Origin of the sequence: Streptomyces sp. cg40 (genome assembly GCF_050320165.1) — a bacterium.
GTDB classification, from domain to species: domain Bacteria; phylum Actinomycetota; class Actinomycetes; order Streptomycetales; family Streptomycetaceae; genus Streptomyces; species Streptomyces hokutonensis.
On record NZ_CP190128.1, the window covers coordinates 15,594 to 29,686 of the forward strand.

Consider the following 14,093-nt stretch of genomic DNA (forward strand, 5'->3'; position numbering starts at 1 on the left):
GCCGGGGGCGACGGCCTGCTGTACCGACGCCACGACGAAGGTGCACGCCGATGCCGCCTCGCTCACTGCCACGCTTCGCCATCCTCAAGTGATCGGCTCCGGTGAGGGGTTCACGGTACTCAAGGACGCTGGAAACCCGGTGGAGTTGGCCTCTGCCTTCGGACTTGCGGAGGCGAGCGGCCGACAGGGGGTAGGACATACCCAGACGGCCACCGAGCCGGCCGTCACCCCCGAAGGCACCCACCCCCCTCTCCGCCGGCCCAGGACAGAGTCCGGTGCACAACGGTTCGTCCGCCGACCACGCCACCATCCGACGCGAACCGCGCTCCCAGGGCGTCGAGTTCGACAGCGACAACGACCTGGCAAGGGCAGCGGGCCCCTTGGCCCGTGCCCACAGAGCCAGCCGCGGGCACTGGCCCGGACGACAACCCCGGACGATGCCGTTCGGCGCCGGCTGCCGGAGCCGAGGTGCGCAGTGCCGCGTCGGCCGTGCCGGTGTGTCAGGTCATGGACAGGGTGGACCAAGCCACGTCGTCGAGTGCGAGGTGGCCGTCGAGGGTGTCCCGGGCCAGAACCGCGGGGACGTCCTCGCGGGTGCTCAGCGTCGCGGCGGCCAGGAGGTGGCCCAGGCGCAGTCCGTGCGTCGGGGTACGGCCCTCCAGGAGTGCCGAGAGACAGCCGGCGGCGAAGGCGTCACCGGCTCCGACGCGTTCGACGATGCGGGCGGCCGGGGTGGGGACGAAGGTCTCCGCACCGTCCGTGCCGTACGCCGTCGCTCCGTGCCCGGCGTCCTTCACCACCAACGCCCGGCCGGGGCCGAGCAGTTCGCGGATCTCCCGGGCCGTCCGGGTACCCCACAGGCTCTCGGCCTCGTCACGCCCGACGAACACGAGGTCGGCGCCGCGGGCCAGTTCCAGGAGCGCCGGGGCGGCGGCGTGCGGGTGCCGACGCCACAGCGCCGGGCGGTGGTTGACGTCGAAGGAGACGAACGGGCCCGCGACGGTACGCCGCGCGACGAGATGGGTGACCAGTTCCGCGCAGCTGTCCGAGAGTGCGGCGGTGATGCCCGAGAGGTGCAGTACGCGGGCTCCGCGCAGCAGCGGGTGGCCGGCCAGGCCGACGTCCATGGCGGCGGCCGCGGAGTCCCGGCGGTAGTAGTACGTACGGGTGCCTGTGGGGCCGGGGTCCTTGAAGTAGACGCCGGTCGGCCGGTCCGGGTCCGTCTGGACCGCGGAGACGTCGACGCCGCGGCCGGCGAGGTCCGCCAGGACGCGACGTCCGAAGGGGTCGTCGCCCACCCGGCTCAGCCAGGCCGCCCTGTGCCCCAGGCCGGCCAGGGCACAGGCCACGTTGGACTCCGCCCCGCCCACGCCCAGCGCCAGTGCCCGTTGATCCGCGAGAGGCCCGGCGTCGGAGGGGCCGAGGACGGCCATGGTCTCGCCGACGCACACCACGTCGGTCCCGGCCGCGGAGCCGGAGGGCGGACGGGGGAAGGAGGAAGGGGTGAGCACGGAGGTTCCTTCTGCGGGTGTTCAGGGTGCGTGTCGGTCGGCCGGAGGAATCTCAGGTGTCGAGGACACGGTGCAGGAACTGCTGGGTGCGCTGCTCGGCGGGACTGCCGAAGACCTGTTCGGGCGGGCCCTGTTCGAGGACGACACCGCCGTCCATGAACACGACGCGGTCCGCGGTGTCCTTGGCGAAGCGCATCTCGTGCGTGACGACGACCATGGTCATGCCGTCCTCGGCGAGGGAGCGCATGACACCGGTGACCTCGCCCACGAGTTCCGGGTCGAGGGCGGACGTCGGTTCGTCGAAGAACATGATCGCCGGGTCCATGGCGAGGGCCCGGGCGATGGCGACGCGCTGCTGCTGGCCGCCGGAGAGCTGCGCGGGATAGGAGTCGGCCTTGTCCGCGAGTCCGACCCGGGCCAGGGCGGCCCGGCCGCGTTCCTCGGCTTCGGCGCGGGCGAGCTTCCTGACCTTCAGCAGGGCGAGTGTGACGTTGCCCAGCGCGGTCTTGTGCGGGAAGAGGTTGAACTGCTGGAAGACCATCCCGACGTGGCCGAAGATCTCCGGGGCGCGCTTGCGGTCGTGCAGCGGGACGCCGCCCACCCAGACCTCCCCGTCGTCCGCGCGCTCCAGGTCGCACATGATGCGCAGCAGGGTGCTCTTGCCGGAGCCGCTGGCGCCGATCAGGACGACGACCTCGCCCGGCTCCACGTCGATGTCGACTCCCTTGAGCACCTCCAGTTCGCCGAAGCGCTTGTGCACGCCCGAGAGCGAGATCCGTGAGGTGGTCACCGTCTTCCGGGCGGTGGCGGGGTCGGTGATCATCATGCGGTGAGGGCCTTTCGCTCCATGTGCCGCACGAGGAGCGACAGCGGGTAGCAGATGACGAAGTAGAGGACGGCGACAGCCAGGTAGGACGTGCCCGGGGCGCCCACCCGGTCGATGACGGCCTGCCCCTGGCGGACGAGTTCCACATAGCCGATGACCACGGCGATCGAGGTGTCCTTGATGAGGGAGAGGTACTGGCCGACCAGCGGCGGAAGGACGATCGCCCGGGTCTGTGGGAGCACGACGCTGAAGAAGGTCTGGATGCGGGGCAGCCCCAGCACCCGCGCCGCCTCCCACTGGCCGCGGGGCACCGCCTCGATGCCGGCCCGGAAGATCTCCGCGATGTAGGCGCCCTGGTAGAGGGTCAGGGCGAGCAGCGCCGCGCCGAAGACGGTGATGCCCACGAGTCCCAGGTAGGCCGCTCCGAAGTAGAGGAAGAGCATCTGGATCAGAAGCGGCGTGCCGCGGAAGACCTCCAGATAGCCCCGGGCGAGCTGGGCCAGCACCGGGATGCGGCTGGTGCGTACGGCGGCGACGAGCAGTCCGAGCAGCGTTCCCGTGGCGATCGCCGCGATCGACAGCAGTACGGTGGCCCACAGGCCGGAGACGTACAGCTCACGGTTGGACCAGATGACGGACCAGTCCATCAGGCCTCCTTCCGGACGGGACGCGGGGAACGCGCGGGCAGCAGACGGCGTACGGCGTCCAGCGGGCGGGTCCGCGCGGCGGGACGCAGCGGCGGCTTGAACGCGACCCGTCCGACGAGCCCGGCGACGAGGACGACCGCGTTGGTGAGGACCAGGTAGAGCACCGCGGCGATGCCGAAGACCTGGACGGTCAGCAGGGTGCGGGAGTTGATGACCATGGCCGTGCCGGTGAGTTCGGGGACGGAGATGGCGGACAGCAGTGACGAGCCCAGGATGATCTGGACCAGTTGGTTCACCACGGCGGGGTAGACGTTGCGCAGGGCCTGGGGCAGCACCACGTGCACGAAGGTGCGCGGCGGGTTGAGGGCCAGGACCCGGGCGGCCTCGCGCTGGCCGTGCGGGACGGCCTGGATGCCGGCGCGGAAGATCTCGGTGAGGTACGCGCCGACGTTCACGCCGAGCGCGAGGACACCTGCCTGTACCGGGCTCAGCCGCAGACCGGCCGACGGCAGCGCGAAGTAGGCGACGAACATCTGGAGCAGCACGGGGGTGTTGCGGATGACCTCGACGTAGACGGCGGCGGGTGCGCGCAGTACCGCGTGGCGGGATCTGCGGGCGAGCGCACCGAGGAGGCCGAGGAGGAAGGCGAGCGCGAAGGCTTCGAGCGAGAGTTTCAGGGACAGCCAGGCCGCGTCGAGATAGGTGGCCCAGTCCCGGAGGGCGTAGGTCCAGTCAACGAACATGGGACTCCTCCACGGGGCGGCGGCAGCAGGCCGCCGCCCGGCCGGGACTCAGTAGGACGGGTTGAGCGGGAAGACGCGGTCGACGCCGAACCACTTCTTGTAGATGGTGTTGGCCTGACCGGAGGTGTTGAACTCCCGCAGCCACGTGTTGACCCACTGCAGCCAGGTGGCGTCGCCGAGCGGAACCCCGATGCCGTTGTACTCCAGCGGCACGACAGAGTCCTTGGTGACCTTGAGTGAGGAGTCCTGCTTGGCCTGGTAGTTGAGGAAGTTGGAGTCCTCGACCATGGCGTCGGCCTGGCCCTGCTTGACGGCGAGCACGGCGGCGGAGGAGGTGTCGTACTCCTGGATCTTCGCCTTGGCGTTGCCGGCCTTGACCGCGTCGCCGTTGGTGGATCCCTTGGTGACGGCGACCGTCTTGCCGGTGAGGTCCTTCAGGGTGGAGATGCCGCTGGACTTCTTCACCAGCATCACCTCGCCCGCGACGATGTAGGGGTCGCTGAAGGCGACCTGCTTGGCCCGCTCGGCGGTGGTGGTGAAGTTGCAGACCACCGCGTCGACCTTCTTGGTCTGGAGGTTGGGGATGCGGTTGGCGGACGTCGTGTCGACGATGTGCACCTTGACGCCGAGCGCGGTGGCCATGGCGGTGGCGACGTCGACGTCGAAGCCCTGCGGCTTGTTGTTCTTGTCCGTCGAGCCGAACGGCGGGAACGTCAGGCAGCTGGCGACGTTCAGGGTGCCGCGCTTGATGACGTCCTGGAGCGTCGAGGACTGGTTCGTGGCCGTGGTGCCGGCGGCCGAGGAGCAGGCGGCCAGGGATGCGACAGCGGTCACACCGATACAAATCGACATCAGAGTGCGGGTACCGTGACGAAGTCTCATCACACGCGTTCCCTTCCGGGAGGGTTCTGGGGGTGGGCCGCGGGGGCCGGAGAAGGGGATCGCCGTCGATCACCGGTCACATCGCAAGAACGTTTTGCAATGCAGAATCATGTTCCGCATTGCGTTGCGAGGAAATTAGCCCGGAGTCCGGCGGCCGTCAACGGTAGATTTCAATATGTGACATACCGTTTTGCAATGCAGTACGGTAAGGTGCGGCGCGTGACCTCTGACTCCCCCGACGCACCCGGCGCCCGCCGCAACGCCTCGACGTCCCTACGGCGCGCGCTGAGCATCCTCATGCACCTGGCCGCCGACGAGAGCCATCCGCACGGGACCTCGCTCACCGACCTGGCCACCGGCCTTCAGATGAGCAAGAGCACGGTGCTGCGGCTCGTCGGCCCGCTGCGGGACACACGGCTGGTGGACCAGGACCCGGAAACCGGTCACTACCGACTCGGGCCACAGAACGCCCTGCTCGGGCAGCTCTACCTGGAACGCCTCGACATCCGGCGCACGGCCGCGCCGCTGCTGCACCAGCTCGCCCAGGACGCGCGTGAGGCTGTGCACCTGGTCAGTTTCGATCCCCCCGAGATCGTCTACATCGACAAGGTGGAGAGCCCCCAGGCCGTGCGTATGCACTCCCGGATCGGCGGGCGTCAGCCCGCCTACTGCACGGCGACCGGAAAGGCCTTCCTCGCCCACGCCGCCGAGGACGTCGTCGACCGGACGATCGCGGCCGGACTGCCCGCCCGCACACCGGCCACCATCACCTCACCCGAACAGCTCCGGGCCGAGCTCGCCCGCATCCGTGAGCACGGGTACGCCGTCGACGACGTGGAGAACGAACTCGACATCCGCTGCGTGGCCGCGCCCGTCTTCGACCACAGCGGGGCCGTCACCACCGCCGTGAGCGTCTCCGGCCCGGCCTCCCGCGTGACGCACGACCGCCTCACGGAGATGAGCCGGCAGGTCATCGAGACGGCCCGGGCCCTCACGGACGCCCTGGGCGGAACCGCTCCGACACCCCGGTGACAGGTACGGCAGTCACCCCTTCTACGCCTCCACCCCAACCCTCGCATCTCATCGGCGAGTCGGGGCGGTCCGTACGGCCGGAGGGCCCGACTGCGTGCAGGCGCCCTCCGCCCGGACGACGGCGGGCAGCCCCCTGGTCGCCTGGGACCCGGAGGCGGGCACCGGGATCGGGGCCATGCGCAGGGAAGCCCCGGCCGACACCACCCGCCGGTTCACCGGCGGCCCGTGCCACTCCTTCGACCATGTCAACGCCTGTACGGTGCACGAGAACAGCCACGCCTTCCACGCCGCCCACCACGGGATCATCACAGCGCGCGACCTCAGCGGCTTCGTCGTCCTGGACACCGACGACATCTCCGCTGGGCCCATCGTCCGGATCGAGCTGCCGACCCGGGCGCCGTAGGACTTCCACGACGGCCTGCGCGGCCGACCTCGCCTACCGCCGCCGGTATGTCACCCCGAGGTGTCCGTCAGCATCCGCCACCCCGGCGCGTAGTTGCCGTGCAGCACCAGCGACGCGGCACCCACCGCGCCCACCGTGTCCCCGATGACGCTCTGCTCGACGGTGACCGAGCGAATCGTACGGGCGACGGAGGTGCGGTTGACGGCGGTCTCGATCTCCTCCCGCATGATCGGCTCGATGCCGCGCAGCGCCTCGCCGCCCAGGACGACCCGGCTGACGTCGAGGAGGCTGGCGGCGCCCCGCGCGGCCTCCCCGATCCGGCGCGCGGCACGGCGTACGACGTCACAGGCGTCGGGGTCGCCCCCGCGGGCGGCACGGCGCAGGGCCCTCCAGTCGTGGTGGACGGAGTCGGGCGTGCCGCTCAGGCCGAGGCGGTCGGCGGCGTCTGGGCCGTGCAGCCGCAGCAGGTCGTCGATGATCGCGGGCGGGCTGACGTACGGGCCGAGACAGTCGAGGGCGCCGCACTGGCAGACGCGGTCTCCGGGGTCCACCGCCATGTGGCCGAACTCGCCGGCGTTGCCCGAATCGCCGTGCAGCACGGTGTTGTTGAGGACGATTCCGGCGCCGATGCCGGTGCCGAAGTAGATGAACAGGAAGCTGCCCGCGCGGTCGGCGCCACCGATCCAGCGTTCGCCTATGGCCGCCGCGGTGGCGTCGTTGTCGAGGGCGACGGGCAGGCCGGTGGCCTCGGCGAACATGTCCGCGAGAGGGACCCGGCCCCAGCCCGGGAAGTTCGGCGGGGAGACGACGGCGCCGGTGGTGCCGTCGAGCGGTCCGGGGGCGGCGATGCCGAGCCCGAGCAGGCGTGAGCGGTCGACGCCGGTGCGGTCGACCAGTCGTCCGGCGGCGCGCGCGACCCGCTCCACGACGTCGGCGGGATTCCCGGGGTCGGTGAGCCGGAGCCGGCGTCCGCCGATCACCTCTCCGGCCAGGTCGACGACGACGATCACCGCGGCGTCGGGGTCGAGGTGGACGCCGACGGCACAGGCTCCGTCGGCCCGGATGGTCAGGAGGGTGCGGCGCTTGCCGCCGCTGGAGGGGGCCTGGCCGGATTCGGCCACGAGTCCGGCGTCGAGGAGCTTGCGGACGACGTTGGAGACGGTCTGGTTGGTCAGGCCGGTGAGTTCGGCCAGCTCGACCCGGCTCACCTGTCCCGTGGTCCGGATGGCGTCCAGTACGACGGCCTGGTTGTAGCCGCCGACGCGCGGCAGGTTCGTACCACTGAGCGTCGTCACCTGTCAGTCACCTGTGCCCCCTGTGTGAGCCGCTCTCCCCGGCCCGGCCGCGCGGCCTTCGGGAGGCGTTCCGGCGGGTCCGCCAGTGACGGAAGTTTACATACTCGAAGCATTGACTTCATCCATCAAATGGATTTAGCTAACGCCCACCAAATCCGGCCATGACGGCCAGACAGCGCAGGGCGGCGCCGAGCTTGGGGCGCCGTCGGTCTGGCCTCTCGTCCGGTCAAACTCCCGGTTTTCCCTCAGGTTTCGTGTTCCGGAGGAACCACTGTGCGCTCGTCGAGAATCGTCACCGCCGCGGCCCTCACCGCCGCCACCGCCCTGGCCGTCACCGGCTGCGGTTCGGGCTCTTCAGGCAGCTCGTCCAAGTCGATCAAAGTCGTCTACTGGCAGAACCTGGACAGCACGAACAAGCTCCAGGCCACCTTCCTCGCCTCGATGGTGAAGCAGTTCACCAAGGCCAACCCGGGCACCAAGGTCACCCTCGTGCCGGTGACCGCCTCCGAGAACGACTACTACACCAAGATCCAGCTCATGATGCGCTCCCCCGCGACCGCTCCCGACCTGGTCTACGAGGACACCGCGCTGATCAACTCCGACATCGCGGGCGGCTATCTCAAGCCGCTCGACGCCTACACGGCGAAGTGGAGCGACTGGTCGCAGTACGCCAAGGCCGCCAAGGGCGCGGTGACCGGCGCGTCCGACGGAAAGACCTACGCCGTGCCGGACGACACCGACACCCGCGGGATCTGGTACAACAAGCAGCTTCTGGAGAAGGCCGGGGTCTCCGTGCCCTGGCAGCCCAAGACCTGGGCCGACGTGATCGCCACCGCCAGGAAGGTGAAGGCGAAGCTGCCCGGTGTCACCCCGCTGAACCTCTACACGGGCCAGGCGGGCGGCGAGGCGTCCTCCATGCAGGGCTTCGAGATGCTGCTCTACGGCACACCGGCCGGCGACAAGTCGCTCTACGACGCCTCGCAGAAGAAGTGGGTGGTGGGCAGCCAGGGCTTCAAGGACGCGCTGGACTTCGTCCACACCGTGTACAGCCAGGGGCTGGGCCCGTCCAAGGAGCAGGCGCTCGGCGCCAACTTCGGGACCGCCGTGGGCACCGAGCTGATCCCCGAGGGCAAGCTGGCGATCGACATCGACGGCTCCTGGATGCCGAACAACTGGAGTTCCGCGGCGGCCAAGCCGTGGACCGAGTGGCAGTCGGTGATGGGCACCGCGGCCATGCCGACGCAGAACGGCCAGACACCGGGCCGTACCAGCATGTCCGGCGGGTGGGCCTGGTCGATCCCCGCGAAGGCGGGCAACGCGGATCTCGCCTGGAAGTTCCTGTCGACCACGCTCCAGACGAAGACCAACGCCGCCCAGTGGAACGCGACCAACGCGAACATCGCGGTCCGCACGGACGTCGCCTCGGATACGACCTATCTGAACTCGGTGCCGACCAACAAGTTCTTCACCGAGCTGGTCGCCGACACCCACTACCGGCCCGGGCTGCCCGCCTACAACCAGGTCTCCACGGCGATCCAGAAGGCGATGGAGTCCGTGACGACCGGTCAGTCATCCGTCGACAAGGCCGCATCGACCTTTGATAACGATGTCAAGGCGGCTGTGGGCGCCGACAAGACCGTCGAGGGCGGCTCGTGACCGCCCTCGCCCCGGCGCCCCACGGGACCGGCGCTCGCCGCCGGTCCCGTGGGGCGGCCGCCCCCGCCGTCCGCACCCTGCTGCGCGGGCTGCCGACACTGCCGGCCGTGGTACTGCTGGCCGTCTTCCTGGCCGGACCGATCGCGTACTGCGTGTACTACGCGTTCACCGACATGCAGCTCACCGGCGCCGCCGGCTCCCGCTTCATCGGCCTGGACAACTTCACCCGGGCCTTCCAGGACAGCGACTTCCTCAACGCGGTCAAGCTCACCCTGGTCTTCGTGGTCGGCTCCGCGGTCATCGGCCAGAACACACTCGGGCTGGCGCTGGCCATCCTGATGCAGAAGGCCACCAAGCCGGTACGGGCACTCGTCAGCGGCGTCGTCATCGCCGCCTGGGTGCTGCCCGAGGTGGTCGCCGGCTATCTGATGTACGCCTTCTTCTACGACCAGGGCTCGCTCAACTCGCTGCTGGACAGCCTGCACCTGCCGAGCCAGAACTGGCTGTACACGATGCCGATCCTCGCCGTGTGCCTGGCCAACGTCTGGCGCGGGACGGCCTTCTCGATGATGGTCTTCACCGCCGCCATCAACGACGTCCCGCAGGAGCTGACGGAGGCCGCCGAGATGGACGGCGCGAACCCCTGGCAGCGGCTGTGGCGGGTCGTCCTGCCGGTCATCAGGCCGTCGATCCTGACCAACCTGATGCTCATCACGCTCCAGACCCTCTCCGTCTTCGGTCTGATCTACACCATGACCCGCGGCGGACCGGGCAACAAGAGCGAGACCCTGCCGATCTTCATGTACCAGCAGGCCTTCCAGAACAGCCTGATCGGCTACGGCACCGCCATCGCCCTGGTGCTGCTCGTGGTCGGCGCCCTCTTCTCCGTCGTGTACATCCGGCTGCTGAAACTGGAGGACGACTGATGGCCGCCGTCGCCACGCCCCCCGCCACGTCCGCCGGACACACCGCCCCGAGGACCGGCACCCCGCGCCCAAGCCGCCGTTTCCGGCCGAGCCGCGTCGCGGTCAACGCCGTGCTGCTGGCGGTCTCCGTGCTGTACGTCCTGCCGCTGGCGTGGATGCTGCTCGCCTCGGTGAGCGACACCAACTCCTTCCGCCTGACCATGCCGTCGTCGCTGACGCTCGACAACTTCGACGCGGTCCTCAACGTCGACACGACCTACCGGCCGATGCTCAACAGCCTGCTGCTGTGCGGCTTCGGGACCGCGGTGACCGTCGTGGTGTCCGTGCTCGCCGCCTACCCGCTCTCGCGCTACCGCTCGCGGGTGCGGCGGCCGTTCCTCTACACGATCCTGTTCTCCACCGGCCTGCCCATCACCGCCGTGATGATCCCGGTGTACAGCATGTTCGTGCAGGTCAACCTGATCGACTCGATGCCCGCCACGGCCCTGTTCCTGGCCGCCTCGGCGCTGCCGTTCGGCATCTGGCTGATGAAGAACTTCATGGACGGCGTACCCGTCGTCCTGGAGGAGGCCGCCCGCATCGACGGCGCGAACACGATGCAGGTGCTGTGGCTGGTGGTGCTGCCGCTGATGCGCCCCGGCGTCGTCGTGGTCACCATCTTCACGTTCATCGGCATGTGGGGGAACTTCTTCGTCCCCTTCATCCTGCTGCTGTCGCCGGAGAAACTCCCGGCCTCCGTCAGCGTGTTCACCTTCCTCAGCGCCCATGACCAGACGCAGTACGGACAGCTGTCGGCGTTCTCCCTCCTCTACTCACTGCCCGTTGTCCTGCTCTACCTGCTGCTGTCCCGCAAGCTCGGCGGCGGTTTCGCCCTCGGCGGCGCACTCAAGGGCTGACTCCCCCACCCCGTACGGAGAAAGACACCCATGCACAACGACCGTGACGTCATCGAACAACGGTTGGCCCGCGTGCTGAACGAGCGGATCCGGCCCGCCGTCCATGCCCGGTCCGTCCGTCTCGACGTGCAGATCTGGAACGTGTCCGGCGAGCCGGTGCCGGTGCCCGAGGGCCTGGCCGCTCCCTACCGCCCGGCCGAGGTCGGCGACCGCTGGGGACCGGCCTGGTCGACGAGCTGGTTCAAGGTCAGCGGGACGATCCCCGCGGACTGGGCCGGCGAGACGGTCGAAGCCGTACTGGACCTCGGTTTCGCCACCCACTCCCCCGGTTTCTCCGCGGAGGGGCTGGTCTACCGCGCCGACGGCACCGCGGTGAAGGCGCTCAACCCGCGCAACACCTGGGTCCCCGTCGCCGAACGGGCGGCGGGTGGCGAGGAGTTCACGGCCTTCATCGAGGCCGCGGCCAATCCGGTCGTCATGCACACCGCGCCCCACGAGCTGACCTTCGGTCCCACCCCGGTGGGCGGGCGCGCACCCTGGCTCGACGACGGCGGCGACACTCCCGGCGAACCCCTGTACCGGCTGCGGCGTCTGGACCTCGCCGTCTTCGACCGCACCGTCCACGAGCTCGTCCAGGACCTCGACGTCCTGGGGCAGTTGATGCACGAGCTGTCCCCCGACTCCCCGCGCCGCTGGCAGCTGCTCCAGGCGATCGGCCGGGCACTGGACGTCATCGATCTCCAGGACGTCGCCGGCAGCGCGCAAGCGGCGCGGGCCCTCCTCGCCCCCGCCCTGGCGGCGCCCGCACACGCCGGGGCGCACCGCGTCTCGGCCGTCGGGCACGCGCACATCGACACCGCCTGGCTGTGGCCCCTGCGCGAGACGGTCCGCAAGGTCGCCCGAACCGTCTCCAACGTCACCCAGCTCATGGACGACCACCCGGAGTTCAAGTTCGTGATGTCCCAGGCGCAACAACTGGCCTGGCTCAAGGAGCACCGCCCCGAGGTGTACGCACGGGCCCAGGAGAAGGCGAAGACCGGACAGTTCCTGCCGACCGGCAGCCTGTGGGTCGAGCCCGACACCAACATCAGCGGCGGCGAGGCGCTGGTACGCCAGTTCGTCCACGGCAAACGGTTCTACCTGGAGGAGTTCGGGGTCGAGACCGAGGAGATGTGGCTGCCCGACACCTTCGGCTACAACGCGGCACTGCCGCAGCTGATGAAGCTGGCCGGGGTGCGCTGGTTCCTGACCCAGAAGATCTCCTGGAACACCACCAACAAGTTCCCCCACCACACCTTCTGGTGGGAGGGCATCGACGGCACCCGCATCTTCAGCCACTTCCCGCCCGTCGACAGCTACAACGGCGAGCTGTCCGGCGCCGAAGTCGCCCACACCGTACGGAACTTCCAGGACAAGGGCCCCGCCAACCAGTCGCTGATCCCGTTCGGCTACGGCGACGGAGGAGGAGGCCCCACCCGCGAGATGCTCTCCCGCGCCGCACGGCTGAGAGACCTGGAGGGCTCGGCCCGGATCGAGATCGAAGGGCCGACCGACTTCTTCGAGCGCGCCCATGCCGAGTACCAGGACAACGGCGGCGCCCCGGTCTGGTCGGGCGAGCTTTACCTGGAGTTCCACCGCGGCACCCTCACCAGCCAGCTCGCCACCAAGCAGGGCAACCGGCGCAGCGAACACCTCCTGCGCGAGGCCGAGTTGTGGGCCACGACAGCGGCCGTGACCCACGGGCAGCCCTACCCGTACGAGGCACTGGACCGGCTGTGGAAGACGGTACTGCTGCACCAGTTCCACGACATCCTGCCCGGGACGTCGATCGCCTGGGTACACCGTGAGGCGGAGGAGACCTACGCGGCCGTCGCCCGTGAACTGGAAGAACTGATCGACGTGGCGCAGCGGGCACTGGCCGGACCGGGAGAAGGGACCGTGGTCTTCAACGCGGCACCCCACGCCCGCGGCGGCGTCGCGGCCTTCGGCGCCGCTCCGCGTGCCACGTCGCCGGAAGCTCCGGTAGCCCCAGCGGCTCAAGGGGACGGATTCGTCCTCGACAACGGCGTCGTACGGGTGGTGGTGGACAGCCGAGGGCTCATCACCTCGGCGTACGACCACGCAGCCGGCCGGGAGGCCCTGGCGCCCGGTGCGGTCGCCAACCTGCTCCAGCTGCACCAGGACTTCCCCAACCAGTGGGACGCCTGGGACATCGACGTGTTCTACCGCAACACCGTCCGCGACCTCACCGAGGCGGAGTCGGTGACCCCGACCGGCGACGGCATCCGGGTGGTCCGGGCCTTCGGGGACTCGCGGATCGAACAGCACCTCTCACTGCCGGCCGGCTCCCGGCGTCTGGTGATCGACACGGTGGTGGACTGGCACGAGCGGGAGAAGCTGCTCAAGGCCGCCTTCCCCCTGGACGTTCGGGCCGCGCACTCGACCGCCGAGATCCCCTTCGGCCACGTCGAGCGGCCCACCCACACCAACACCAGTTGGGACGCCGCCAAGTTCGAGGTCTGCGCCCACCGCTTCCTCCACGTCGGCGAACCCGACTGGGGCGCCGCCCTGCTCAACGACTCCTCCTACGGACACGACGTCACCCGCGACGTCCGCCCCGACGGGGGGACGACCACCACGGTCCGACTCTCCCTTCTCCGGGCCGCCCGCTTCCCCGACCCGGACCAGGACCAGGGAACGCACCGGCTCGGCTACGCGCTCCTGATCGGCGCGGAGGTCTCCGACGCGACCCGCGAGGGCTACCACTTCAACCTCCCGGAACGCACGGTAGCGGGCGGATCGACGGTCGCCCCCCTGGTCACGGTCGACCACGAGGGCGTGGTCGTCGAGGCGGTCAAGCTCGCCGACGACCGCTCGGGCGACATCGTCGTACGCCTCTACGAGTCCCGCGGCACACGCGCCCGAGCCACCCTCACCACCGTGTTCCCGCTGGCCTCGGTGACCGCGACGGACCTGCTGGAGCGCCCTCTCGCCGATCCCGCGAGCCACCGACACACAGACGGCGGCGTGGAGGTGACGCTGCGTCCGTTCCAGATCCTGACGCTACGGCTGCGACCCACCCCGGGCGGCTGACGCCGAGCAGAAAGGTGAGGGCCCGCGTCCGGGCCCTCACCGGCTCCGGGCCTGAACGCCGCCACAGCGGCCCGCTCGCCCGCTCACGAAAGAGAATGATCAACATTTGCCGTGGCACGACGTGCCCTGATTGACACCCTGCCATCCTTGATTCGACGTCAGGGGCGCACTCAGTCGCGTGGT

At 69.8% G+C, this 14,093-nt stretch carries 12 protein-coding genes; 6 read left to right on the forward strand and 6 right to left on the reverse strand.

All coding sequences use genetic code 11. From position 1 onward, the window contains the following. Positions 1–500: 500 nt before the first annotated feature. From ACQHII_RS00080 to ACQHII_RS00100, 5 genes are read right to left on the reverse strand one after another with little or no spacing between them, the layout of a single operon-like run. On the reverse strand, positions 501–1,511 hold the full coding sequence (locus tag ACQHII_RS00080) for a sugar kinase (protein WP_427917170.1): 1,011 nt from the start codon (positions 1,509–1,511) through the stop codon (positions 501–503). A gap of 52 nt (positions 1,512–1,563) precedes the next feature. Continuing rightward, complete coding sequence (locus tag ACQHII_RS00085; RefSeq protein WP_234467597.1) at positions 1,564–2,334, reverse strand: amino acid ABC transporter ATP-binding protein; 771 nt, start codon at positions 2,332–2,334, stop codon at positions 1,564–1,566. After that, positions 2,334–2,984 (reverse strand): amino acid ABC transporter permease, encoded by a 651-nt coding sequence (locus ACQHII_RS00090; protein ID WP_427917171.1) that lies wholly within the window; start codon positions 2,982–2,984, stop codon positions 2,334–2,336. Before ACQHII_RS00090 ends, ACQHII_RS00085 begins: the two co-directional genes overlap by 1 nt. Further along, on the reverse strand, positions 2,984–3,727 hold the full coding sequence (locus tag ACQHII_RS00095) for an amino acid ABC transporter permease (protein WP_427917172.1): 744 nt from the start codon (positions 3,725–3,727) through the stop codon (positions 2,984–2,986). Before ACQHII_RS00095 ends, ACQHII_RS00090 begins: the two co-directional genes overlap by 1 nt. Before the next feature lie 48 nt (positions 3,728–3,775). Beyond that, entirely contained in the window at positions 3,776–4,561 is a 786-nt protein-coding gene (locus ACQHII_RS00100; protein ID WP_427917173.1) for a transporter substrate-binding domain-containing protein, read from the reverse strand. A 267-nt stretch (positions 4,562–4,828) separates the two neighbouring features. Between ACQHII_RS00100 and ACQHII_RS00105 the strand changes: the two genes are divergently transcribed. Continuing rightward, the gene (locus ACQHII_RS00105) at positions 4,829–5,641 is read left to right on the forward strand and encodes an IclR family transcriptional regulator (protein WP_427917174.1); all 813 of its coding nucleotides are present in this window, start codon (positions 4,829–4,831) and stop codon (positions 5,639–5,641) included. Positions 5,642–5,735: 94 nt separating this feature from the next. Then, positions 5,736–6,044 (forward strand): hypothetical protein, encoded by a 309-nt coding sequence (locus ACQHII_RS00110; protein WP_427917175.1) that lies wholly within the window; start codon positions 5,736–5,738, stop codon positions 6,042–6,044. Between the two features lie 50 nt (positions 6,045–6,094). Here ACQHII_RS00110 and ACQHII_RS00115 read toward each other — a convergent pair whose 3' ends face one another. After that, the gene (locus ACQHII_RS00115; RefSeq protein WP_427917176.1) at positions 6,095–7,339 is read right to left on the reverse strand and encodes an ROK family transcriptional regulator; all 1,245 of its coding nucleotides are present in this window, start codon (positions 7,337–7,339) and stop codon (positions 6,095–6,097) included. A gap of 273 nt (positions 7,340–7,612) precedes the next feature. Between ACQHII_RS00115 and ACQHII_RS00120 the strand changes: the two genes are divergently transcribed. From ACQHII_RS00120 to ACQHII_RS00135, 4 genes are read left to right on the forward strand one after another with little or no spacing between them, the layout of a single operon-like run. Further along, positions 7,613–8,995, forward strand: coding sequence for an extracellular solute-binding protein (locus ACQHII_RS00120; RefSeq protein ID WP_427917177.1), 1,383 nt, complete (start codon positions 7,613–7,615; stop codon positions 8,993–8,995). After that, on the forward strand, positions 8,992–9,921 hold the full coding sequence (locus ACQHII_RS00125; protein ID WP_427917178.1) for a carbohydrate ABC transporter permease: 930 nt from the start codon (positions 8,992–8,994) through the stop codon (positions 9,919–9,921). The genes ACQHII_RS00120 and ACQHII_RS00125 overlap by 4 nt, the downstream gene beginning before the upstream one ends. Beyond that, entirely contained in the window at positions 9,921–10,817 is an 897-nt protein-coding gene (locus ACQHII_RS00130; protein WP_427917179.1) for a carbohydrate ABC transporter permease, read from the forward strand. The genes ACQHII_RS00125 and ACQHII_RS00130 overlap by 1 nt, the downstream gene beginning before the upstream one ends. 30 nt (positions 10,818–10,847) lie before the next feature. Then, positions 10,848–13,910 (forward strand): alpha-mannosidase, encoded by a 3,063-nt coding sequence (locus tag ACQHII_RS00135; protein ID WP_427917180.1) that lies wholly within the window; start codon positions 10,848–10,850, stop codon positions 13,908–13,910. Positions 13,911–14,093: the final 183 nt, after the last annotated feature.

Excerpts from the sequence above, each read along its gene's own strand:
- ACQHII_RS00090 (WP_427917171.1), bottom strand. The coding sequence starts at position 2,984 with ATGGACTGGTCCGTCATCTGGTCCAACCGTGAGCTGTACGTCTCCGGC.
- ACQHII_RS00085 (WP_234467597.1), bottom strand. The coding sequence starts at position 2,334 with ATGATCACCGACCCCGCCACCGCCCGGAAGACGGTGACCACCTCACGG.
- ACQHII_RS00095 (WP_427917172.1), bottom strand. The coding sequence starts at position 3,727 with ATGTTCGTTGACTGGACCTACGCCCTCCGGGACTGGGCCACCTATCTC.
- ACQHII_RS00135 (WP_427917180.1), top strand. The coding sequence starts at position 10,848 with ATGCACAACGACCGTGACGTCATCGAACAACGGTTGGCCCGCGTGCTG.
- ACQHII_RS00130 (WP_427917179.1), top strand. The coding sequence starts at position 9,921 with ATGGCCGCCGTCGCCACGCCCCCCGCCACGTCCGCCGGACACACCGCC.